15 protein-coding genes are annotated in these 25451 nt (G+C 44.5%); 6 read left to right on the forward strand and 9 right to left on the reverse strand.

From position 1 onward, the window contains the following. Positions 1-158: 158 nt before the first annotated feature. From ABZD21_RS00575 to ABZD21_RS00610, 8 genes are all read right to left on the reverse strand, one after another. Positions 159-1709, reverse strand: coding sequence for an arylsulfatase (locus tag ABZD21_RS00575; protein WP_372772047.1), 1551 nt, complete (start codon positions 1707-1709; stop codon positions 159-161). A gap of 347 nt (positions 1710-2056) precedes the next feature. Further along, a complete protein-coding gene (locus tag ABZD21_RS00580; protein ID WP_372772049.1) occupies positions 2057-4591 on the reverse strand; it encodes a glycoside hydrolase family 2 TIM barrel-domain containing protein in 2535 nt (844 codons plus the stop codon). A 272-nt stretch (positions 4592-4863) separates the two neighbouring features. Beyond that, entirely contained in the window at positions 4864-5901 is a 1038-nt protein-coding gene (locus tag ABZD21_RS00585; protein WP_372772051.1) for a hypothetical protein, read from the reverse strand. An 11-nt stretch (positions 5902-5912) separates the two neighbouring features. Next, positions 5913-7007: a mandelate racemase/muconate lactonizing enzyme family protein gene (locus ABZD21_RS00590; protein WP_372772052.1), complete on the reverse strand. Its 1095-nt coding sequence runs from the start codon at positions 7005-7007 to the stop codon at positions 5913-5915. Positions 7008-7010: 3 nt separating this feature from the next. After that, the gene (gene aldA / locus ABZD21_RS00595) at positions 7011-8468 is read right to left on the reverse strand and encodes an aldehyde dehydrogenase (protein WP_372772054.1); all 1458 of its coding nucleotides are present in this window, start codon (positions 8466-8468) and stop codon (positions 7011-7013) included. Between the two features lie 75 nt (positions 8469-8543). Next, entirely contained in the window at positions 8544-9308 is a 765-nt protein-coding gene (locus tag ABZD21_RS00600) for an SDR family NAD(P)-dependent oxidoreductase (RefSeq protein WP_372772219.1), read from the reverse strand. Between the two features lie 81 nt (positions 9309-9389). Next, on the reverse strand, positions 9390-9881 hold the full coding sequence (locus tag ABZD21_RS00605) for a zinc-binding dehydrogenase (RefSeq protein WP_372772056.1): 492 nt from the start codon (positions 9879-9881) through the stop codon (positions 9390-9392). A 12-nt stretch (positions 9882-9893) separates the two neighbouring features. Beyond that, positions 9894-10403, reverse strand: a complete 510-nt coding sequence (locus ABZD21_RS00610) for a zinc-binding dehydrogenase (protein WP_372772057.1) — start codon at positions 10401-10403, stop codon at positions 9894-9896. 389 nt (positions 10404-10792) lie between these two features. On the opposite strand from ABZD21_RS00610, the gene ABZD21_RS00615 reads away from it, so the two are divergent. Beyond that, the gene (locus ABZD21_RS00615; RefSeq protein ID WP_372772059.1) at positions 10793-11458 is read left to right on the forward strand and encodes a hypothetical protein; all 666 of its coding nucleotides are present in this window, start codon (positions 10793-10795) and stop codon (positions 11456-11458) included. Between the two features lie 106 nt (positions 11459-11564). Here the strand turns inward: ABZD21_RS00615 and ABZD21_RS00620 are convergent, their stop codons facing one another. Continuing rightward, positions 11565-15617: a two-component regulator propeller domain-containing protein gene (locus ABZD21_RS00620; protein ID WP_372772061.1), complete on the reverse strand. Its 4053-nt coding sequence runs from the start codon at positions 15615-15617 to the stop codon at positions 11565-11567. 233 nt (positions 15618-15850) lie between these two features. Between ABZD21_RS00620 and ABZD21_RS00625 the strand changes: the two genes are divergently transcribed. The 5 genes from ABZD21_RS00625 (at position 15851) to ABZD21_RS00645 (ending at position 25247) form a co-directional block, all read left to right on the forward strand. After that, entirely contained in the window at positions 15851-17029 is a 1179-nt protein-coding gene (locus ABZD21_RS00625; protein WP_372772062.1) for a glucuronyl hydrolase, read from the forward strand. A gap of 61 nt (positions 17030-17090) precedes the next feature. Beyond that, the gene (locus ABZD21_RS00630) at positions 17091-20141 is read left to right on the forward strand and encodes a SusC/RagA family TonB-linked outer membrane protein (RefSeq protein WP_372772063.1); all 3051 of its coding nucleotides are present in this window, start codon (positions 17091-17093) and stop codon (positions 20139-20141) included. Between the two features lie 33 nt (positions 20142-20174). Then, on the forward strand, positions 20175-21620 hold the full coding sequence (locus ABZD21_RS00635) for a RagB/SusD family nutrient uptake outer membrane protein (RefSeq protein WP_372772064.1): 1446 nt from the start codon (positions 20175-20177) through the stop codon (positions 21618-21620). A gap of 242 nt (positions 21621-21862) precedes the next feature. Beyond that, entirely contained in the window at positions 21863-22807 is a 945-nt protein-coding gene (locus ABZD21_RS00640) for an alpha/beta hydrolase (protein WP_372772066.1), read from the forward strand. A gap of 19 nt (positions 22808-22826) precedes the next feature. Beyond that, on the forward strand, positions 22827-25247 hold the full coding sequence (locus ABZD21_RS00645) for a glycoside hydrolase family 2 TIM barrel-domain containing protein (RefSeq protein WP_372772068.1): 2421 nt from the start codon (positions 22827-22829) through the stop codon (positions 25245-25247). The last annotated feature ends 204 nt before the right edge of the window (positions 25248-25451 follow it).

Here is a 25451-nt window from a genome sequence, read left to right on the forward strand (position 1 = left end):
GTAAGTGGGCGTCCACCAATGCAATCGGGAAGAATGCCTCCTGACAAAAAGTACATTCGACTCAAACTTGCCGCAAACTTTAGCACACTAACAGGACAAAAAATGGGGCTATCCCAAATACATCGGACAGCCCCATTGAAAATCAAAAAAAAGTATCTTTACTTCAACTCAACATCCTGAATTTGTTTCAAATTATCGCCACGCAATACTTCGAAGCTGGCAATCATTTCCTCCAATTTTTCCGGATTCTCTTTTGCCAAATTATTTTGCTGACTAAGATCGTCGGTCAAATTAAACAGCTGGTATTCTTCCGAATTAGCGATTTCGATATTGACTTCTTTCAACACTGCTACTCCCTGGTATGGTGGAATCATCAGCCAATCGCCTTTACGTAGCGCTGTTTTAGTGTTTGCTTCCAGAATCAGGCTTTCGCGGCCTTCATTTGATTTACCTAAGAACACATCCAGATAATCCTGGCTATCGGTCGATTTCTCTTCCGTACCTGCCAGACGGGCCAACGAGGCCAGTAAGTCCATTTGGGAAACCATCGCGTCAGATACCTGCGGCTCAATATGGCCTTTCCAGTAGGTGATGAAAGGCACGCGCGTTCCGGCTTCATACAAACTGTATTTTCCTCCGCGAAGTGGTCCGGCCGGTTTATGGTCGCCCAGCAACTCAACCGCTTCGTCGTAGTAGCCATCGTTCAATACCGGGCCATTGTCGCTCGAGAAAACAATCAACGTGTTTTCAAGCAATCCTTCTGTTTCCAAAGTCTTGATAAACTCTCCGATACACCAGTCGGCCTCCAAAATTGCATCGCCGCGTGGGCCCATTCCCGACTTACCTACAAAACGCTCGTTTGGCGTACGCGGAACATGCGGTTGCTGAAGGGCATAGTACAAGAAGAAAGGCTTGTCCTTGTGAGTTTTCACATAGTCTTGCGCAATCGCCAAAAAGTGGTCGGCCATGTCGGTATCAACCCATTTAGCCGATTCGCCGCCTTTCATATATCCAATTCGTGGTATGCCGTTCACAATGGTATTGTTGTGCCCGTGATGCCATTTCATGGTGCAAAGTTCCGGATTGTCTTTTCCGGTTGGCTGGTTATCAAAATTGTTTTTGTAATCCACTTCAATCGGATCGTTTACATCCAGCTTATCAACCTTCCCGTTGTTGATATAAACGGTTGGAACCCGGTCTTGGGTAGCGGCCATGATATACGCGTATTCAAAGCCCACTTCGTTTGGTCCGGGAGAGATGTGCTCGTTCCAGTTTACGACTCCTGTTCCAAGGCCCAGATGCCATTTACCAACAACTGCTGTTTGGTAGCCTTCGGCCCGTAACATTTTGGGAAGAGTTTGCTGCGCGGTATCGATCAGAAGCGGCGCTGTTCCGGGTAAAATACGGGCATCTTTGTTCCGCCACGGATAGGTGCCGGTTAGTAAACCATAGCGACTTGGTGTACAGGTTGCCGAGGTTGCATACCCGTTTGTAAACCGAATACCGCCATTGGCCAACGCGTCGATATTTGGGGTTTGAATGGCGGTTGCGCCATAGCTACTCAGGTCGCCGTAACCCAAATCATCGAGATAAATGACTACGACATTCGGCTTTTCAGTGTTAGCTTCCGCTGGCTTACCGGCTTGTTGGCAAGCCGAAAAAGAACCTAACGCTGCTAATGATGCAAAACTTAAAATGGTATTTTTCATTGTTTTATGATTAGACAGTTATATGATTTTTGTCTTTTTTCGTTCCTATTGTTCAAATATAGCTCGTTATCGCTTAATTCCTGAGAGCTGATCGCATTAAAAGAATTTTCGGATAAACAGAGCCGAAGCCACATGTGCGATTAGATTTAAATTTACGGTTTTCAGCCCCTCCAAAAATCCCATACTTGGCGGAGATGGACAAACGCTCCAATGAGGTATACAATTCGATAAAAAGGCGGAATTGCCGGATATTAGAAAAAGAGAACAAGGAAATTTGCATTTCCATTGTCCCCTTTTAACTGAACATCCAGATTCTGGATGAACGAACCTATCCAACAACTATATCATTAATCTATATTCAATTCCAGCGTATTGCTTTGTGCTCCTTCAAAGGATGCTGTCACTTGTGCACGACCAGCTTTTCCGGTAGAACGAACAATTAAAAGTGCGCGTCCTTCGGAAGTTTTCAATTTATTGGTTTGGAAAGTTTGCAAACTAGCATCGTTCCCATTATCAACGCCCAACAATTCAACATCGCCGGTAATTGAAAACTCAACTTCTTTTTCATCGAAACGTACCGGGTTCCCTGCCTCATCGGTTAACTGAACAACAATGTGAGCGACATCGTATCCATCGGCATCCAAGTCGGTTTTACTTGTTGAAATATCAATTTTTGTCGCGGCTTCAGCTGTTGCCAATGCAAACGTAACTTTCTGCCCGTTTTGTACTCCAACCGCTTCAAGCTTTCCGTTTTCATACGGAACCAACCATTTATAAATTCGATCCGGAAAGTCGGCAAGGTTTTTTGTTCCCAGACTATTTCCATTCAGAAACAATTCCACTTCGGGGCAAGATGAAATAACTTCGACCACAATAGGTTCCTTGTCGGCATAATTCCAATAATTGTTCACCTTGTGCCAAATCCACAGCGCTTTTTCCCATCTGCCCGGAACTTTTTCGACCACATTCCCATCCTTGTCGACTTTGTAAATTGATTGATCCAGTTTTTGTGTCGACAGATATAAAGTGGGATCAGTTTCATTCCAAAGAGACCTCATCATGAAAAAGGCAGGCTTTTTGAAACCGGCAAAGTCGAGCAATCCGCTGGCTGTTCCGCGTTTTCGCTCATCGCCGGGGTTCCGTTGGTGAGCCTCGCCCATGTAATCGATACCAGTCCAGGTGAATGTTCCCGAAACAAACGGACGTTCGAGAATGGCCTTCCACTCTTGCCATTGGTTCACATTTTCGGTTCCCATAATTGGTTTTTCCGGAAAATACTGGTGTCCGTAATCGTACATCACACGGCGATAACTGAATCCAATCACATCCAACGCGTCAGCATAACCGGTCACATAGCTCGCCGATGGCAAAATGCAATTTGCAACGACCGGACGAGTTGGGTCCAGTTCTTTAGTCCATTTTGAAAGCTTTTGCGCCGTTTCACCTATGGTATGCTCCATCGCCGGCATCGAATCGTAACGTTTCTTAATTTCATCGGGGCTAAGCGGAGTTGGATTCCAGAAGTAATTTCCCGACCAGTCAGCATCCCAAAAACCAGTTGCTTTTTTGTTTCTCGGGTACGTCCATTCAATTTCGTTGCCAATACTCCATTGGAAAATTGACGGATGGTTACGGTGAGCCAAAACCGTTGTTTTAAGATCCTGTTCTGCCAACTCCTGGAAGTGTTTGGTATATCCCTCTGTAATGTAGTCTGTTGAAATTCGCTGCTCCATGTTCAATCGTTTGTCTTTAGGATAATCCCATTCATCAAAAAATTCATCCTGAACAAGAAAGCCCATCTCGTCGCAGAGAGTCAACAGCGCTTCTGACGATGGATTATGAGACATCCGAATTGCGTTACATCCACCATCTTTCAAAATTTGGAGCCGGCGACGCCAAACTTCGTCCGGAACGGCTGCACCAACCAGTCCACCATCGTGATGCAAACAAACCCCTTTAATTTTCGTATTCTTCCCGTTTAGGAAAAAGCCATTGGCGGCTTCAAACTTGATAGAACGAATTCCAAAACTTGTTTGATAACGATCAAGCTCGTTGCCATTTTCCGAAAGAATGGTATTTGCTGTATATAAATTGGGGGTATCAACATCCCATAATTCGGGATTTTCAATTGTTTGTTTTTGTGTAATTTTTGTTGATTGACCGACCGAAACATTTTCGCTGGTCAGCGTTGCAACAAGTTCCTGCCTGCCATTAAAGATTTCGGTAATTACGTCGATCGTTTTTGGTTCCGGATAGTCGTTGGCAATATCAATTTCGATATTTACCAACGCTTTTTCAGGCGAAACTTCAGGAGTTGTTACAAAAGTTCCCCAGATAGGGATATGTAGTTTATTGGTAACAATCAATTTAACATTCCGATAGATACCAGAACCGGTGTACCATCTGGAATCGGCGTATCGGGTACGATCTACTTTTACGGCCAATAAATTGTTTTGGCCATCAGCTGACAGCAACGGAGTAAGGTCGAAATAAAAAGGCGTGTAGCCATACGGATGTTCCCCTAATTTTTGGTTATTCAGCCAAAGCTCGGAGTTGTTGTACACACCATCGAATAGCAGATAAGCTTTTTGATTCTCCTCAAGCTTCAGATCGAACTGCTTGCGATACCATCCTGTTCCACCAGGAAGATAACCGGTACATCCTTCACCGTTAATTGTGTCAAACGGAAATTCAACGCTCCAGTCGTGCGGTAAGTTAACAAGCTGCCAATTTTCGTCAGACAAGTTAGGCTGACTAGCTGACGAATCAGCTTCAAGACTAAACTTCCAGTGCTTGTTAAAATCTGATTCTCGCTGTAGTGTAGGTTTTGGTTGGCATGAAACCATCAAAAGAAAACATGCAACTTGAATTATCGATCTCATAAGTATTTTTTTCATTGTTTAAATTCACTGTTAATCAGCCTTATATCTGCAGTGGATTTTCATCGTTAGTCAATTTTTTTGTTCCGCTTCACCTCCCTAAATGGGGAGGAGAACCGAACCGGAAAAAAGCAGAACGGGTTTTCCTGGTCTATTTTGTTCAGATGATTGCACAAAAAATACTAGAAAAACAAGATATTCCATTCCATCCAATTCTGCTAAGAAATATCGGTTAATACCCGATTCGAAAAGCATTCGAACCGGATATTAGAATTTTAGTTTTCGGCTATTGGTTTGTAAATACGGATCCAATCAACTAAAAACGTATTGTTTGCCTCGTTCGTTAATTCCTCGTCAGTAGGCGTAAGCCCTTGGTAGGCCCGCCATGTCTGATCTTCGGTATTAATAATGATATCCATTTCTTTACTCAGGCCTTCACCGTTGGTGTAATTATTCGGGTCAATCTCTGCGGCTCCGGAGCGGGTTCTGACTTTCACGCCATCAACGTAATACTCCAGTGTCCACGGATCTTTCCAATACACCCCAATCCGGTGAAAATCGTTCCTCCAGATGGTCGTTCCATCGGTATAAAAACTACCGGCATCACTTGGTTGCCAATCCTGAAACGGATCGCGAATAAACACATGATGACTCAGGTGAACACGTTTTGGTCCAAACCATTCATTGGTATAGCGATCGCTACCGTAGGCTTCGCAAATATCAATTTCCTGTGTATCATCAGCACTCAATAACCAAACATCTGATGCCAACACCGAATTCATAATTTTGACCCGCGCTTCAATATAAACAGGATAAACCACCCGTGTTTTTGACGTTACACAACCTGTACGGGTCACTTTGGTCACTATCGATCCATTGGCACCGCTTATTGAGGTTGTTTCTCCATCAACCCGGCTGGTTTTAATTTTCAGGTAGCTGTCGGCCACCAAACTGTGGTCGTGCTGCCACAAGGTTGGAGACGGACCTGTCCATGCATTATGATAGAAGTCGGTCCATTTGGCATCGAATTCAGTGCCTTTATTGGAGGCCTCAGCTGTATATTGAAACTCGTCGGATTGATCCTGAAGTTGCCATACATTTCCGGTGCCTGCAGACGCCGGTACTGCATACGAGCTCCACTCATATTGTGGAGCAGCAGGTTCCTCCGGAGTTTCAGGTGTTTCAGGTGTTTCCGATTCTTCCGGCAGGTCGACGATATCGTCGTTTCCACCACCGTTACACGAACTGAATGTCACGATCAACAATACAGCGAACAATAAAGTAGGAATCGTTAGTTTGAAACGTTTTCGCATCACTCGTTCAATTAATTTACCAAATAAGGGTTCAGTTTTTCCCAGTTAAATTCAACTCCAACCCCGGGACTATCAGGCGCAACAGCCCGGTAGTTCTCAACGACCAGTGGCCGATGCGTGTATTCATCGATTGGGAATGAGTGCACCTCGAGCCACCCCGAGTTTGGTTGCGACGACACCAGGCTGACATGTAATTCCTGCATGCCGTGTGAACAAGCAGGCAATCCATATTCGTTAGCCATTCTGGCAGCTTTCAACCATCCCGAAACACCACCGCAATTGCTTGCATCAGGCTGAACGAATGAGAGTTTCGATTGCTCGAAAGCATACTCAAATTCGTGAATCGTGTGCAGGTTCTCGCCCATTGCCAAGGGGACTCCGGTTGCGTCAGCAATTTCGGCAAACCCCTTGTAGTTATCTGGAATTGTTGGCTCTTCGAACCAGAAAATATTGTATTGTTTGAACCGATTAGCGGCTTCAATCGCTTTTTCGACACTCATCGAATAATTCGCGTCCACCATAAAAGTAACGTCATCGCCAATTAATTCGCGAACCGCCTTGATGCGTTCGATATCCTCATCCAGATTATCGCGTCCGATTTTAATCTTTACAGCTTTAAATCCTTTGGCGAGATATCCGCGAATGTTGTCGAGCAATTTTTCCAGCGGAAATAACAGGTCGATTCCACCGCAATAAGCGTTACAGGTATTCCCGGCGCCACCAGCCATTTTCCACAAAGGCTGGCCCGCTTTTTTGCATCGGATATCCCACAGCGCGATGTCGATTGCCGAGATCGCGAATGACGCGATACCTCCCCGACCAACGTAATGGATGTGCCATTCCATAGCATCGTAAAGTTCCTCGATAGCCGATCCGTCGCGTCCCAGAAGCATTGGAGTCAAATCGTGTTCAATCATTGCTTTAATGGCATGACCACCCTTGCCTCCGGTGTAAGTGTACCCGGTGCCTTCGCTGCCATCTTCGAGCGTTACTGTAGCAGTAACCAATTCAAAATGGCTGTGTGCTCCATGCTTGGCATCGGTTAAAATTTCAGCCAACGGAACGTTAAATAACTTAACGTCTATTTTTTTAATCGCTGCATCCATGATTTATCCTTTGTATCTTACGTAGAATGTTTTCTTTTCAAGGTATTGTTCGAAACCGTATTTACCATCTTCGCCACCGGTACCGCTCATTTTATAACCATTGTGGAATCCCTGGTGCAACTCGCCATGGCCACGGTTGATGTAAATTTCGCCAAACTCGAGCTCTGTATTCAGGCTCATAATGCGGTTCATATTGTTGGTATATACCATTGCAGCAAGTCCGAATTCACAATCGTTGGCATAACCAACCACTTCGTCGAATGTTTTAAATTTCAGTACCGGCAAAATTGGCCCAAAAGCCTCTTCGTGCACGATGGTCATATTTTGGGTTACATTCGTAAGGATTGTCGGTTCGAACCAGTTTCCTTTTTGGAACTTTTCACCAGCCGGAACTTTTCCTCCATAAGCCAGCGTTGCACCTTCTTTCACCGAGATTTCAACCAGTTCCTGCATGTGCGCCAGCTCTTTTTTATTCACTTTAGGGCCCATGTCTGAAGCCGCATCAAACGGATCACCAACTTTAATTTCTTTTACTTTAGCCATGAATTTCTCCATGAACTCATCGTACACATCTTCATGCACATACATGCGTTCGTTGCAGGTACATACCTGTCCGCAGTTGTCGAAACGAGAGTGTAACGCACCGGCAACAGCATATGCAATATTCGCATCTTCGAAAACAATCAGAGGAGCTTTACCACCCAGTTCAAGCTGAACATGAGCCAAATTTTCTGACGCAGCTTTGAAGATTGCTTGTCCGGCAGGCGTGCTACCTGTCATGGTCACCATTTTGGTAATTGGGTTGCGCACCAAAGCTTCACCCAGCGTTCTTCCGCCACCGGTAACAATGTTCAGAACGCCATCAGGAACACCAGCCTTTTTAGCCAGTTCGCCCAACATCAGGGTCGACATTGGCGTTTCAGTAGTTGGTTTTACAACAATCGCGTTACCGGCAATAAGTGCTGGTCCGATTTTACGTCCGGCCAAAGCCAGCGGGAAGTTCCAGGCAGTAATAGCCACAACAACGCCACGTGGAATTTTTTGAATCCAGATTTGTTCATTTTCGTTGTCCGAAGGAATAATATCACCTTCAATCTGCCGAGCCCAGTCGCAGGCATACTCAATAAACGAGCAGCACACATCAACCTCGAACAGCGCGACTTTATAGAGTTTTCCCTGTTCTTTGGTGAGCACTGTTGCCAGTTCTTCACGGTTCGCCTGAATCTCTTTAGTAAACGCTCTCATAAGATCGGCTCTTTTACGGGCAGGCATTTTTCCCCAGTCTTTTTGAGCTGCCTCGGCTGCTTTCAAAGCAACTTCGGCATCGGTGGCATCGCCGTTGGCCACGTAACCTACTACTTCATCGTTTGAAGGATTTAAAACCTCGGCTGTTTGTCCGTTCAGTGGTTTCACCCACTGTCCGTTAATATATTGATCAAAATTCAAAGTACGTGCAGTCATGTTGTTGTGATTTAGTGATAGAAAAATTAGGGAACCATTCCGGTGAACGATTCCCCGAGTGTCAAATTTGGGAGCTTAGCGTCCCATCCAGCCACCGTCGACCAGCATAATGGAACCGTGCATATAAGCAGCAGCTTCAGAACACAAGAAGACTACAGGACCGGCAAAATCTTCAGGATTACCCCATCTGTTGGCTGGAATACGTCCAAGAATTGACGCTGAGCGTTCCGCGTCTTTTCTCAAAGCCTCTGTATTGTCTGTACTAATATAACCAGGTGCAATGGCGTTTACATTCACCCCTTTCGAGGCCCATTCGTTAGCAAATGCCATTGTCATTTGGCCAATAGCGCCTTTACTTGCGGCATATCCGGGAACAGTGATACCACCTTGGAACGTGAGCAGAGATGCTGTAAATACGATTTTTCCTTCGCCGCGAGCGACCATTTCTTTACCGATTTCGCGGGTAAGAATGAATTGAGAGTTTTGGTTCACTTCAATTACAGTATCCCACATTTCATCGGGATGCTCTGCTGCAGGAGTTCTTAAAATTGTACCGGCATTGTTGATCAGAAGATCGATTTTAGGAAAATCGGCTTTTACCTCTTTAATAAAAGCGTAAAGAGCCTTACGATCTGAAAAATCGCAGGCATAGGCTTTGAATTTTTTTCCAGTTGCCAGTACTGCTTTTTCAACATCGCTTCCCGATTTCTCGAGTGTTGCGCTAACTCCGATGATATCGGCTCCGGCTTCAGCCAGACCAATTGCCATCGCTTTACCAATTCCACGCTTACAGCCTGTAACTAAGGCTGTTTTTCCTTCTAAACTAAATTTATTTAAAATGCTCATCTTATTGATCTTTTTTTGCGCTCTCAATCAGAATCAAAGCGCAGTTATTAAATAGGTTACAGTTGCTAAATTCGATTACTGGCAGTCAATTAAATACTTCATACCATTTGGATTCTCATCGATGCTTTCAAAAAGTTTCTGAATATTTTCCAATGGTTCGACTGCTGTAATAATGCTCTCAAAAGGAAGTTTATTTTCAGAAATCAATTGGATTGACTCTTCATAATCTTCCGCTTCGTATACCCTTGCACCAATTAATTCCAGTTCTTTCCAGAAAAACTTGAATAAATTGACCGGTTTTGGTTGTCCATGAATGGCGACCATCACAATACGTCCGCGAATACCGGCCACTTCAGTCATCACATCTAATGATGGTTGTACTCCGGCAACTTCGAAAACTACGTCAGCCAACCCGCCGTTTGTTTTCTTATCGATATACTCTACTAAATCGGTTTGAGTTGGGTTTACAACTTCGAAGCCCATTTCCTGAGCCATTTTAATACGAATCGGGTTCACTTCGGAAATAACAACATTGGCACCTTTGTTTTTGGCAACCATTGCAACCAAAAGACCGATTGGTCAACCACCTAAAACAACTGCAGTTTCGCCTTTAACCAATCGTCCGCGACGAACATCGTGGCAGGCTACAGATAGCGGCTCAACCAAGGCAGCCAGTTTCAGGTCGGTTTCTTCATTTAATTTGTGGAGGGTAAATGCCTGCACATTCCAATATTGTTGCATAGCTCCCGGACTATCAATTCCGATAAACTTTAACTTCTTGGCTATGTGGCCAAAACCTTTGTCTGATTCGGCTTGCAATCGATTGTCCAATGGGCGCACAGTAACTTTTTCACCCACAGAAAAACCAGTTACTCCTTCACCGATCGCGTCAATGACACCTGACATTTCGTGGCCAATTATTTGAGGGATGCTAACACGCTGATCCATCATGCCATGGTAGATATGTACGTCGGTTCCGCACACCCCACAATAAGCTACTTTAATACGTACCTCTCCGGCCTGAGGGGCTTCTATTTCTTTTTCAATTACAGAGAATGTTTTATCTCCTTTATAGACTGTTGCTTTCATATCGAAATCAATTATTAATGTAGTATCAACTAAAATCTCTCAAAATTATCGTTCCTATTTTCCTCTATGAGGGGGGAAATAATCGCGTATTTAGGGGGTATAAAATTCCTTATCGACTAAAAGGCCATTCCAGTATAGGCTACACGAGACTTCAACCTTCCCTGGTGGGCCAGCATACTGTGAAATCCGAATCTCTTTTTGAAATAAAATTTCAGAATTACCATCCAAAAAAACCGGTGAATGTCCTTCGAACAGTGGCTCACTATGGAGGTCGTTCACCTCAAATTTAATTTGACCTTGCCGCTCGTGCCGGTTCAGATTTTTGATTAAAACCCGAAAATCATACGTTCCTAAACTATCGGCCCCAACCGTTTTCAGATCAATTTATCGTGCACGAAAAACTGTCGGACGGAGAACATCATGCGGTGCTCTATAGAGACATCAACAACCTGAACAAACTGCTGGAATACAATAAGGCAAACCCGGATCGAAATTTACAGTCGACCGATTACACGTTAATGTCAAAAATGGCTCCCTTCACTACCAAAAGGCTTACTGAGTGGTTCGTGGCCAATCGGCAGGATTTTTCGTTGAAGCTGGAGAGCAAACTCACTTACGAAGATGTACGCGACCACAACATCATCTTTATCGGACAGTACAAGACCATGAACCTTTCCATGTCCTTTTTTCTGAAGAATAGTAAAACCTTTTCGACTTTTGGTGATGGATTTCGGTACTCCGGCGAATCGGTCACGGAAGATTACAATTCCCATTTCGGAAAAAGCGGCTATATTGAATATGCCATGGTTTCCTACACCTCTATAAGTCCCGGAAAGTCTGCCATGTATTTTGTTTCCAACAACGATTTTGGCACCATGGCCGTGGTCAATCATTTTACCACCCCAGCTTTTCTCAAGGAATTCTACCGGCAACTGCCCTCCGGCTCCTGTTCCTTCAATGCTCTTTTTAAGGTAGAAGGGATTGAACGGGTAGACATCAGTTGTGAACTCGTGAAACTGGAGGTTATCGATTCCGGAGAAACCGTTTCAAATTAGATTTTTCAGCAGCTTTGCAAGCAACAACACCGCACGTGTCCCTGATAAAAAAAATTACGCACTGCAAAAAAACGAACCTTTAGATTGCGTTTAAAAATATCATGAGCTAGCCCTTTGGTTCAATCTTTTTAGCCTGACAATACTCTTTCGGTGTGATCCCATATACTTTTTTGAAGCACTTATTGAAATACGAAGGGCTGTTAAAACCGACCCGAAAGGCAACCTCGTTGTATTGCTGATTTTCGTTTTCGATGAATTCAACTGCCTTTTTAATTCGAATCAGGTTGACAAAGTCGGTTGTCGTGGTTCCTGAAAGTGATTTTATTTTTCGGTGTAGCTGGCTACGACTAATCATGAGCTCGGAAGCGAGAGTTTCCACGTCGAAGTTCTCATCTTCGATATTGCTTTCGACAATCGTTCGCACCCGATTGAGGAAAAAATTATCCAGGCTACTAATTTCCAGGTTTGTTTCAGAAAGAAACTGTTTACTGAAATTTTGCCGAATACGACGACGCTGCGTCAGGATGTTCTCGATCTGCTTAAGCAGAACATAATCCTCAAATGGCTTGGTTAGGTATGCATCCGCCCCCTGGTCAAGTCCCGCAATCAGGTTTTCGGAGCTCGAAAGTGCAGTCAGCAACACCACCGGAATGTGACAGGTTTCAACCTGAGCTTTCAAAATCCGGCAAAATTCAAAGCCATCCATTCTGGGCATCATTACATCAGAAACGACCAAGTCAATATTCCTCTTTTTCAGTAGATCCAACGCCTCTACGCCGTCCTTTGCCACCTCAACCTGATAATAATTACTAAGATAAGATCGTAAGAAACTGCTAAAATCAGCATTATCTTCAACTACCAGAATACTGTTCAACTGGTCAGGGGCCTGTTGCGCTTTATTCTTCACGGGAAGAATATCGGTGCTTTTAAGATTCTTTATTTCCTGGTGGCTTTCAAAAAGAATCGCTTGAGCCTTTTGTTTACGCGGGAGCATAATTGTAAAACATGAGCCCTTTCCTAAATCGCTTTGTACTTTAATCACTCCGTTGTGCAGCAGGGTGTATTCTTTACAAATCGACAATCCGATACCGCTGCTATTGACAGCAGCCTGGCCATTAAGCGCAGACTTACCCTGCTGAAATCGATTGAAAACATTCAATAAGCTTTCACTTTCAATTCCATGCCCGGAATCTTCGACAGCGATTACAACAAAATCGTCGGTTTCAAGTTTTCCAAAACTAAACTGATTGACATACCTTCCGGTGTTGGCCAGGTCGCGATTCCCGATCCTCACCCTGATGTGCCCCTTCCCCTGGCTATATTTGTAGGCATTCGAAATCAGGTTGTAAAGCACAATATCCAATTTATCCCGATCGGCATCAATCTCCAGCATATCGAATTCGGAATCTAACTCAAACTTAATTTCACGCTGTTTATCTTCCGTTAAAAATCCTTTATGCATTTCCCTGGTGAAGCCGATCAAGTCGAATCTCGAAAGATTTAGCTTACTCTTTCCTTTGTCGAGTTTTCGCAAATCAATCAACTGGTTTATTAATTGTAGCAGGCGGTTTGAGTTTCTGTGAACGACCTCCAGCTCATCCCGTTGGTCTCCTGTCAGGTTTTCGGCTTGTAAAAGTCGTTTGAGCGGCCACGAAATCAATGTTAGCGGAGTTCGGAACTCATGCGAGATATTGGTAAAAAACTTCAACTTCATCTCGTGAATTTGTTCTTCGTTTTCGCGCTGACTTTTTTCAAGCTGCACAGCCCGTTTTAGCTTGAGCTGTTCGGCATAGAATCGGTAGATAAAATAAATGACCGAGACAAAAAACAATCCATATACTAACAGCGCCAAATGAGTTCTGTACCAAATCTGGTGAATTACAATGCTAAGTTGGCTTGGTGAATCATTCCAAATTCCATCGTTGTTACATGCAACCACTTCAAAGATATATTCTCCCGGATCGATACTGGTAAACAGCACGCTTCCGTCTTGGTTATCAATCCATTCATCAAAGTAATTCCGCAATCGATATCTATACCGGTTTTTCTCCGGCATCAAATAATTATCTGCCGAGAAAGTAATCCGAAAGGTATTTTCTTCAGGACTCAATTCTATTTCTTCAATACTCCTATCGCTGGTGTAAAACGGAAAAACGGCCCGATTACTGTGCGTCAAAAGCTGATGTATGTTTGTTTCGGGCGCTTTGGTATTTGTTTTTACTGCTTCAGGGTTCAACCGGGTAAACCCATTGGTTCCCCCAAAATATAACTGGTTGTTCTTGTCCTTAAATATAGCCTGGGGGGTGAATAAATTACTTTGAATACCATCGGTATATAAAAAATGTCGGTACGATTCATTCTGAGGATTGTAAACAACAAGGCCATTATTGGAAGTAATCCAAATATTCTTTTTTTCGTCTTCCAAAAACCCATACACATCTTTCCCGGCCAACAATCCGTTGGCATCCATTTTTTCGAACGTGTTGTTGATGGGATGGTATTTAAGTACTGCTTCGTTCTTGATACCGATCCAAATTTCGCCGACAGCATTCTCCCAAAACGAATAGATGGTATGGCTGCTTTGCTCCCGAATTAACTGATGATCCCGGAAATTTTCCACTGTAGCGGTAGGCAAATGAACTCTGACCAGATCAATCATCCCGCCAACCCAAAGATTAGATTTTGAATCGACATACAGACAGTTTACTGCAATCGCTGAAAGATCCGGTTCGGTTTTAAGATGCCCCAGCGGATTGTCAATTCGTTTGTTTTTGAAGCTGTAAAAACAAACTCCTTTCCCAAAGGTTCCGATCCACACACCGGTGTCAACGGGGCATAGTGCATATACATCGGGAGAAGCCAGTTGCCCGGCTCCAAAATGCTGAAAGGTTTGCGTACCGGCAGGCCTGTACCACAAACCTTGCTTATAGGTTCCGATCCACACACCACCGAATTTATCTTTACACATCGACTTAATATTCTCCACATTAGTCGAACGACTAATCTCCACTACATCAAACTGCTCGGTACGGATATTAAATGTATTCAAACCTCCTACCTCAGTCCCTATGAGCAACTCATTGTCATCAACTTGCAGGAATGAACTTACGATATCGTTCGAAATAGAATTACGGTGAGCCTCGTGTCTGTAGGTATTGAAAGTATTGTCAGAATGATGAACAAGTGCTACTCCCCCACTCCAGGTACCAATCCAGAGTCCACCCTGGTTATCTTCATAAATATCAAATATCGAAGTGTGTGGTAATCCCGGGTTCTTTTCTTTATTAAACCGGATCATCTCGGAGCCATCGTCTAAAAACAACCCTTCGTACGCCCCCACCCAAAGCCGTCCGTTGGTATCTTTCAAAATGACCCGAACACGAATATCCTTCGTTTTTTGATTTGGAGTTTCGGGAAAGACATATTGTTTTATAAACTCCCCATTTGTGGTAAACAACTGTGCTCCATGCGCTTCAAATCCAACCCACAGTTGCCGGTTATCAGCGTAAAGGCTGTTAACTGGTGAGCCCTTGGCATCCAGAATTTTTACCACATTTTTTCGGTCCGGACTTAATCGGTATACTTCTCCGGCTTCGGTACCGACCCAAATTCGGTTCGCATTATCTTTGAAAATAGAACTCGGTTGTACAATTGTATTTGCACCAACTCGATGAAGTTTATTTCCTTCTTCATTCAAATAGCCGATATAGTTGTTGTCGAGTACCAGCAACTTATTATTATCATCAATTACCGAGAATATTGCCTTCGATGATACTGAGCCATCCTCATAGGTGTAACTAAGCGTTACGAAATTCTGTTGCTGCCGGTTAAACCAGCACAAACCATTACTAGTGCATACCCAAAGCTTGTTGTTACTGTCGGCTATCACACAGTTGACAACTTCGTGGGGCAGACTTATTGTGTCGGTTGCTGAAGGAATAAACCAGGTTGTATTTTTCGAATCGTAACGAATCAATCCCTGCCGGGTACCCATCCAAATGTAGCCCAATCCATCCTGGGTGATACAATTAATCGATTTCAGAGTAAATCCTCCCGGAGGGGAAACCTGCCGAAAGCGAATATCGACTGCCAGTCCATCTCGTGTCCAAAATAAGGCAAGCAACAAAAATGCGAGGAATAGATTCTGTTTTAGTTTCATGTTAGTTTATTTCTGACCAAAAGTTCTGGTTTGTCGGCAACCCGATTTTATCACCTCTGTTCCGATGCTCACAAAAATAGTAATACAAATTCAGCAACCTATAACACTATTGTTGCGCCACCGACACAATGGTTTTATTACACAACAATAGTTTCGAAATTGGAACATCGCTGTTATTCTGCAGGCTTTTCGAACTCTACTTTTACAACAGAATCAAACAAACCTAACTGATAATGAAACAGTTCCTCTTATTCATTTTAATTGTCTTTTTGGGCAGTTGCTCTTCAAACAATGCATCCACATCTATCAATGCTTTTATTAAGAATGCGGATTCGGCTTTAAAATATTCGGTTGAAGCTTTTTCGCAAGCGAAGACCAATGATCTGGTTTCTCCCCGTACTGCCGAGAACAATTCTATCGTAATGGTAAAACCACAGGATTGGACCAGCGGATTTTTTCCGGGCGAACTATGGATCATGTACGAGCTAACCGGCAACGATTATTGGAAGGCGAAAGCGACTGATTTTACATTGCCTCTTGAAAATGAAAAATGGAACGGAAAAACTCATGACATGGGTTTCAAGATGTTCTGCAGCTATGGAAAAGCATGGAAAAACACGAACGAACAGGCCTACCAGAGCATCCTGATCCAGTCGGCCAAAACTCTTGCCACTCGCTTTAATCCAACAGTTGGGTGCATCCGTTCGTGGGATCACAATGCAGACAAATGGGACTACCCTGTGATTATTGATAATATGATGAACCTGGAGCTACTGTTTTGGGCTGCCCGGGAAACCGGCAATCAACTTTATCGAAACATTGCCATTACACATGCCGAAACAACCATGAAAAACCATTTCAGGGATGATTATTCCTGTTACCATGTGGTGGATTACAATCCGGCTAACGGCGAGGTAGAAAACAAAAACACGCACCAGGGTTATTCGCACGAAAGTGCCTGGAGTCGCGGCCAGGCATGGGCTCTATACGGATATGCGATGGTTTTCAGGGAAACTGGCATGAAAAAATTCCTACTCCATGCTGAAAAAATTGCGGCTTATTTCCTGAATCATCCCAATCTGCCGGAACACAAAATACCCTATTGGGACTTCGATGCGCCACAACTACCAAACGAGCCGTACGATGCTTCGGCTGGCGCGATAGCGGCATCGGCTCTTTACGAATTAAGCACTCTTTCAGCCAATGGCGACCTGTACCAAAAAGCAGCCGACCAAATGCTTAAAACGCTACTAAGTCCCGATTTCTTGGCAGATACCAAAAATAATCATGGCTTTTTACTGAAACATTCCACAGGTTCCAAACCTCATCAGTCAGAAATTGATGTTCCGCTGGTTTATGCAGACTATTACCTGCTCGAAGCCATTCAACGAAAAATAAAGCTGTCGGAATAATTCAACCTAAAAAACAATACAAACCCACACACAATCATAACTAATTCAAACTAAAAAACTTATGAAAAGAAGATTCATTAAATCGTATTTTCTGCTGTTTATCTTGAGCTTCGTTTGCATGCTGGCAAGCGCTCAGGTTAAAACAATTACCGGAAAGGTAACAGGAGAAGATCAAGGTTCAATTCCAGGGGTTACTGTTGCTATACCTGGCACATCCAGTGGTACAATTACCGACTTAGATGGTAAGTTTTCGATCTCCGTCCCATCAACCACTAAAAAACTGGTTTTTAGCTATATCGGACTAAAAACTATAGAAGTTGACATAGCCGGTTCAACGACTGTCAACGTGGTCATGGAACAAGACCATATCGGGCTGGAAGAAGTGGTGGCAGTTGGGTACGGCGTTCAGAAAAAGAGCGACCTTACAGGCTCCGTTTCATCGGTGAAAGCCGACGAAATTATTAAAGTACCCATGGCAAGGGTCGATCAGGCGTTACAGGGAAAAGTGACCGGGATGGTCGTGAGCAACGACAAAGCTCAACCTGGTTCAAGCCCTGTAATCCGTATCCGCGGCGACAACTCCATCTCCGGCGACAACGAACCACTAGTTGTAATAGATGGTATCCTTGGAGCTGACATGAGTATTCTTGACCCTTCCGAGATTGAATCGGTTGAAGTATTGAAGGATGCCTCTGCCAAAGCAATTTACGGTTCGCGGGGTGCCAATGGCGTTATCATTATCACCACAAAAGGCGGTGTCAAAGGAAAAACCCAATTCGACTTCGCTGCATACACTTCTATTTCTAAAATTGCCAACAAACTGGACTTGATGACAGCCGAAGAGCAGTATAATCTGCTAAGCGACTATCCTGTTGATTCTGATATGTACGATGACATTCAGGACCTGCTGGCGATGTATGACCCAACGAACCCGGAAGGCACCGACTGGCAAGATGTTGTTTTTCAGCAAGCACTGACTCAAAGTTACAGTCTGAATGCCAGCGGAGGGAGCGACAAAACAACCTTTGCCCTTTCCGGAAGTTATTACAACCAGGAAGGAATTATTACCAGCAGTGGTTACGACCGTCAAACACTAAGACTACGACTTGACCATAAAGCTTCTGACAAACTGAAAATAGGGACTAACCTTTACCTTAGCAAATCCAACCAAGATAATACACGAGCAGATTCGGCGGGAGGATCAGATGGTGGCTCGGTCACTCAGGCAGCCAATCGCTTCTCTCCCATCATTCCTGTGTATGATGCGAACGGCAATTATTCCTCATCATTCCCCACAAGTTCGCAGCTAAACAACCCGGCCGCGTTAATTTACGAGCGTATTGATGAGCTTAAAACCTTTAGTGCAACAGCCAATCTGTATGCCCAATACAAAATCAGAAAAAACCTGACCTTAAGGTCGAGCTACACAAGCCGATTCTCCAACAGCTGGCAAAACTTCTGGGCGGGTAAAGATCTAATGGAAGCTCTTGGAACCGGGGAGGCATCAATCGAGACTGTCAACAATATTTCGTGGCTGAATGAAAACACCCTAACTTTCGACGAAACCTACGGAAAACACCATATTACAGCGATGGCCGGGATTACCGTTTCGGAAACAGAAAGACCTAGCGTTGAAGCCACGTCCATCGATTTCCCAACCGAGGCGCTCAAATACAATTCGCTCGAATTGGGAACGCCAGACGGACAAACAGTAGAATCCGGCTTAACCGAGAGTTCAATGTTCTCGTACCTGGCACGGATTAACTACGTGCTTGCCAGTAAATACCTATTTACAGCCAACTTCAGAGCCGACGGATCATCCAAGTTTGCTGAAAACAATAAATGGGGTTATTTCCCATCGGCAGCTTTAGGCTGGAGAATGTCTGAAGAATCGTGGATGAAAAGTATAAGGCAAATCAGCAACCTGAAACTAAGGGCAAGCATCGGCTCAACCGGTAGTCAGGCCATTTCATCGTATCAATCTCTGGCCAGCTACTCCAGCGCCACCGTACCTCTGGGCGACTCGTTCTACAACGCATTGGTGTCCGATCGAATTCCGAATCCAGATTTAAAATGGGAAACAACTACCGAAGCAAACGTTGGATTCGACTTTGGCATGTTTGATAACCGCATCAGTTTATCAGCCGACTTTTATAAAAAGAAAACCAAGGATTTGCTTTACAGTAAAAACCTCCCCTATTACTCGGGTTATGCTTCTCAAACACAAAATATTGGAAGCATCGAAAACACCGGACTCGAACTTGCCTTAAATACCGTTAATATCGACCGGAAGTTAAAGTGGTTTTCATCCTTCAACATCAGTTTTAATAAAAATGAAGTTGTTGACCTGGGGGGTGACGAATACCAGATTTACGACTATTCCGGTGGTTCTCTGGGCGACGACTGGCGAGAGATCGTAATCCTTAAAGTTGGTGAATCGCTGGGTAACTTTTTCGGGTATGAATTCGATGGGATTTACCAAAACCAGACTGAATGCGACGCGCTTCCCTACCCTTCCGGAGCTTGCGAGCCTGGTATGATCAAACTGAAAGATATCAGCGGACCGGACGGAGTTCCTGACGGACAAATTACGGCAGACGACCGCACCATCATAGGAAACGGTATTCCTGATTTTGTATTCGGATTCTCCAATGATTTCTCATACAATGGGTTTGACCTCAACATCATGTTTCAGGGCTCTTACGGGAACGAAATCTTCAACTTAAACCGGATTAAACTGGAACGGGCAAGTTATGAAAACGGCTTGGCGATTTTGCTGACTGAGGCCTGGACAGGAGAAGGCACATCAAACACCATCCAGAAAATCAACAAAAGCGTTGGTCCGGCCAATTCACGTTTTGTAGAAGACGGTTCGTATATCAGACTTAAGAATATCTCTCTGGGCTACACAATTCCTTCAACCCTGACAAAACGTTTGAATATTTCGAAACTACGGTTCTACATCAGCGGACAAAACCTGATTACAATAACCGATTATTCGGGCTACGATCCGGAAATTAACTCACGCACCGGCAACTTGGCCCGCGGAATCGATTATGGTGGCTACCCGACTGCAAAAACTTACACCATTGGACTAAATTTAGGTTTCTAACACCAGTTTTTAATGATAAAGAACAAACGAAATATGAAAACCAAAATATTATTCATACTGACAATTCTCCTGATATCTTTTTCAGGATGTGACGATTTTCTGGAAGAAAATCCACAAGATTTTCTGTCGCCCGACAACCTCCCGGTTACAGAAGCAGACTGTGACCTACTGCTTAATGGAGCGATCAGCTATCAACGTGCGCAAAATTTGTATGAACGCAGTCTGGTATTTCTGGCCGGAATTAGTGCTGACGACATGGACGTGCGTAACTCATCGGGCGACCGCTACGAGATCGACCGGTACACCTACCTGACAACAAACCAGCACATCGAAAATGTCTGGAGCTCGGCCTATGCCCTGATCAACGAATGTAACATCATGATCAATAAGATCCCGGAAACGGATCTTTCGGATTCGGTTAAAGAACAATATGTAGCAGGAGCCAGTTTTTTGCGTGCCCTGTGGTACTTCCATTTGGTGAGGCTTTTTGGCGACAACCTCATTCTATTGGATCAACCGGTAGACGACTTTACCGCTGCACTCGAGCTGGAAACCGCCTCCATCGAGTCGGTTTACGAACTGATTAAAATGGATATCGACTATGCGGTAGGCATAAACAGCAGTGGCAGCTCGCGTTTGCCGGTCGAGGATTGGACCGCAGCCGGACGCCCAACCTATGGCGCTGCAAAAACGCTTCAGGCGAAAATTTACATGACAATGGCCGGCTATCCGCTCAACCGCACCGAATATTGGGACACTGCCCGCGAGGCTGCACTCGAAGTATTGAATATTTCGCGCTACGAAATGGCAACCGACCTGGACGACATGTGGCTGATCGAAAATGAGAACAGCCCTGAGTTTATCTTCAGTGTCCAAAACCACTTGCCTGACTACGGTAGTATGTTGCCGGTACAAACCCGCCCCGATGGCTGGAGCGTTTATGTGGGTAGCGAATACTATTATTTGAAATATTTCGAAGACGGTGACCTCCGAAAAGAAGCGTATCATATTCTCGAGTGGAACGGGAAACCTTATACCAGCTTAAGTGGGAAATGTCCTTACGTAGGCAAATGGGTCGACATTGCCCGCGATAACTTGTCGGACTACTCGAAACGGACTGATTCCAACTTCCCGGTTTTCCGGATCTCTGAAGTTTACCTGATGTTTGCAGAAGCCGAACTCGAAGTGAACGGCTTGACCACTGAAGCATACGATGCCTTAAATGCCACCCGTCTGCGTGCCGGACTTTCGCAACTATCAGGATTAACCTCCGCAGAATTCAAAGAAGAATTAATTGCCGAACGTGCCCGTGAATTAACCTTCGAGTGTAAACGAAGATTCGACTTGCACCGTTGGGGAATGCTCGATCAATTTATGAGTACCGACCCTCATGCCAGCACCGGCTGGAATATGGAGACCCATGAGTACTATCCTGCTCCGGAACGGGATGCACTACTAAACTCAAACCTGGCAGACTAATCGCCGCAGGGTTAAAGGAGGTATCAGTTTGACGTTAAGCACTGATACCTCCTTAATAAATATATCCGCCTATGAAGAAGCTGCAAACTGCCTTGCTTTTCTTGCCAATCTGGATCTGTCAGAGGCAATCCTGGAACTCAACATGGATAACTGCTGATGATCAAAGCAAACCACTCTTTTCAAAACGATGAAACAAACATTCTGATCCTGATTCAACGAATTATACCTTAAATTGATTTTCTATGAATACATATATTTCGACTACATTGGTTGCTGTTTTACTCAGTTTAAGCCTGGCAGCCCGTGACTATACGAAAGAGGTAATCGACCTTTGGCCCGCAAACAACATTCCCTACAATAAAGTCAATCATTCATTCGCTGAGACCGCTGATTCTACCGGACGAAGGATTTCTCAAATCTCAGTTCCGAAACTCTATGTTTACCGAAAAACAGCGCCCTCTGATATCGGGGCAGCAATAATGTACATCCCCGGCGGGGGTTATTCTGTGGTAAGCTTGTCGGACGAAGGTGAAGCATATGCCAAACAGTTCCTGAAAATGGGCTTTGATGTTGTTGCCGTTTTAAAATACCGCCTGCCAGATGAACGCATCGTAACCGAAGAGCATAAAGTTCCCTTGTGCGACGCCCAAAAAGCTCTGTCGACGATACACAAAAACGCTTCAACATGGAATATCAGCAGGGACAAGATTGCCGTAATGGGAGGTTCGGCAGGAGGACACCTCGCTGCTTCGTTGGCAAACCTGACCAAACCAATTGTCGCGCCGGGTGTAACCAAAGACGAGCTTGAGCAGGCAGTTTCCATACTGCTGTACCCGGTTATCAGCTTTAATTTGCCACACCGCCACAAAGGTTCCTTTAGATATTTGCTGGGTGAGAACTCGAAAAACACAGCCATGCTCGACTATTACTCGATGGAAAAACGCGTGAATAAAAATACGCCGCCTACCTATCTGGTTCACGCGATTGACGACCTATCTGTCCCCTACCAGAACAGCGATATTTATGCTGAAAGCCTGGACCAAAAAGGGATCTCACACAAATGTGTGCATCTGGATAAAGGAGGTCATGGGTTCGGGCTAAATTTTGAACGCACAGGTTTGGACTGGACCAGCGATTTAGAACAGTGGCTAAATACCACAACAACAATCTTTTCAACCAATCAATAGAAACAGAAGAAAAAAAAATATGAAGCAATGGATGTTAATACTCGTATTTTGTGTAGCAGGAAATCTGGCTCAAGCGCAAACCCTCTCCCATAAATCAACCCGTTTAACTCAAAACTGGCAATTCATTCAACAAGACCTGGGTGGAATTTGGGAGGCTATCCGGCCGGCAAAAGCTGGCAGTCCGGAAACCGTCCCTATTTGGACCGACATCAGCCTGCCCCACTGTTTTAACGCCACCGACGCGGTAAATCCGTATGTAAATTACTACCAGGGGCCGGGCTGGTATCGAACCTTGCTGGAAATAAACAATCCATACAAAAATGGCCGCACCCTATTGCATTTCGAAGGTGCCGGCCAAAAAACAGAGGTGTATGTGGGGTCGAAAAATGCGGGGAGCCATGTGGGTGGTTACGACGAATGGACAGTAGACATTACTGACTTTATTGAAGCCGCGTTAACCGAAGACGGCAGAATTCCGTTAACGATTCGCTGCGACAATTCACGCGACTTGGAGATGATCCCTTCCGACCTGTCCGATTTTAATTTTTACGGTGGCTTGTATCGCTACCTGAACCTGGTTTATTTTCCCGAAACCTACATCCAACAGGTTCATATCCATCCTGAAATTACGGGCAAAAAATCGGGTGAAGTGAAAGTTGAAATTAGCTTCTCGGAACCAGTAGCGGGGGATTTGACCATAACTGTAAAAAATGTACAAAACAAAACAGTTTACACAACCAAACTCAATTCAACATCTTCCAAAGTTGAACACAATTTTCAACTAAAAACGATTGATAAATGGTCAACCGATATCCCGAACTTATACAGTCTGGAAATTACAACAAACGCTGGGCAGCTTTATTCCGACAAGTTTGGGTTCCGGGAATTCAAATTTGAAAAAAACGGCCCGTTCTATTTGAATGGCGAGCGCTTACTGATTCGAGGCACACACCGACATGAAGACCATGCCGGTGTAGCTGCGGCAATGACCGAAGAGATGATTCGAACCGAGATGCAGCTGATGAAAGATATGGGGGTGAATTTTATCCGTTTGGGCCATTACCAGCAGTCGCGCATTGTGCTAAATTTATGCGACAGCCTGGGCATTTTGGTGTGGGAAGAAATTCCGTGGTGCCGTGGCGGATTGGGAGGTGAAACATACAAAGAGCAGGCACGCCGGATGCTGACCAATATGGTCAACCAGCACTACAACCACCCCTCGGTAATTGTTTGGGGTCTTGGTAATGAAAACGACTGGCCCGGTGATTTCCCTGAATTTGATGAGACAAAAATCCAGGAGTTTATGAAAGAGCTCCACGAACTCGCTCATAACTTGGATGCTACCCGTAAAACAGGAATCCGCCGTTGTGATTTCTGCAAACACATTGTCGATGTTTATTCGCCTTCGATTTGGGCTGGCTGGTATCGCGGCATCTTTACAGAGTACAAAGAATCATCGCTCAAGGAAATGGAAAAGGTAGATCACTTTTTCCACATGGAATGGGGAGGTAGCAGTCATGCCGGACGCCATGATGAAGACCCGGACAAGGGCTTGGAGTTCATTGAAACGGGCAAAGGTACCGACGAACGCGCCGGAGATGCTTCACTGATTGGTGGAACAGCCCGCGTTTCGCGCGATGGTAACTGGTCGGAAACCTATATCTGTAACTTGTTCGACTGGCATCTGAAAGAGCAACTCACTATGCCTTGGCTAACGGGAGCGGCGCAGTGGGCTTTTAAGGATTTTTCGACTCCGGTTCGACCCGAAAACCCGATTCCCTATATGAATCAAAAAGGAGTAATCCAGCGCGATTTCACGAAAAAGGAAAGCTATTTCGTCTTTCAATCCTATTGGACCGATAAGCCAATGGTACACATCTACGGACACAACTGGCCGGTTCGCTGGGGCAATCCGGGCGAAAAACGCATGGTAAAAGTGTATTCGAACTGCACCAAAGTTGAACTCTTCCTTAATGGGAAAAGTCTGGGAGTTAAACAGCGCGACACCGGCATTTTCCCGGCCTGCGGTCTTTTTTGGAATGTTGAATTTGAAAAAGGAGCAAATACACTTCGAGCTGTGGCAAAGGCGAATAAACTTGAAGTGCGCGACGAAATTGAATTGATTTACCAAACAGAAAAATGGGGAACACCTGAGAGATTGATACTAAAAGAGATTGAGATAGATGAGAATACGAGTTGGCTGGAAGTAACAGCACTGGATAAAAATGGCGTTTTATGCCTGGATGCCAACAATTTCGTTGAGTTCTCGGCAGCCGGCGACGTGGAATTAATCCAGCACCAAGGCACGGTAACCGGTTCGCAACGGGTGGGCTTGTGCAACGGAATGGCCAAAATTAAAATTAAAAAATCTGGGTCATCATATGTCGCTTTCGTAAAATCGGAGGGTTTGAAAACCGCTGTGGTTACTCATGAAAATTAGCATTGAGAAGGATTATCCAGTATTAACATTCAACTACTACCAGCTCCAATAACTACCTGTTACCACAACAGCCAGAGCATACCAAGGTCTCCGTTTACCTCACTAACTTTTGTGCCTGTCTGGTTGCTTTCAAATGGGGTTGAAAAAAAAGAAAAGTGGCTTGCCGCAAAGGGAGCCACTTTTCACCTACTAAATCATTCAAAA

This window comes from Mangrovibacterium sp. (genome assembly GCF_041596335.1).
Taxonomy (GTDB): Bacteria; Bacteroidota; Bacteroidia; order Bacteroidales; family Prolixibacteraceae; genus Mangrovibacterium.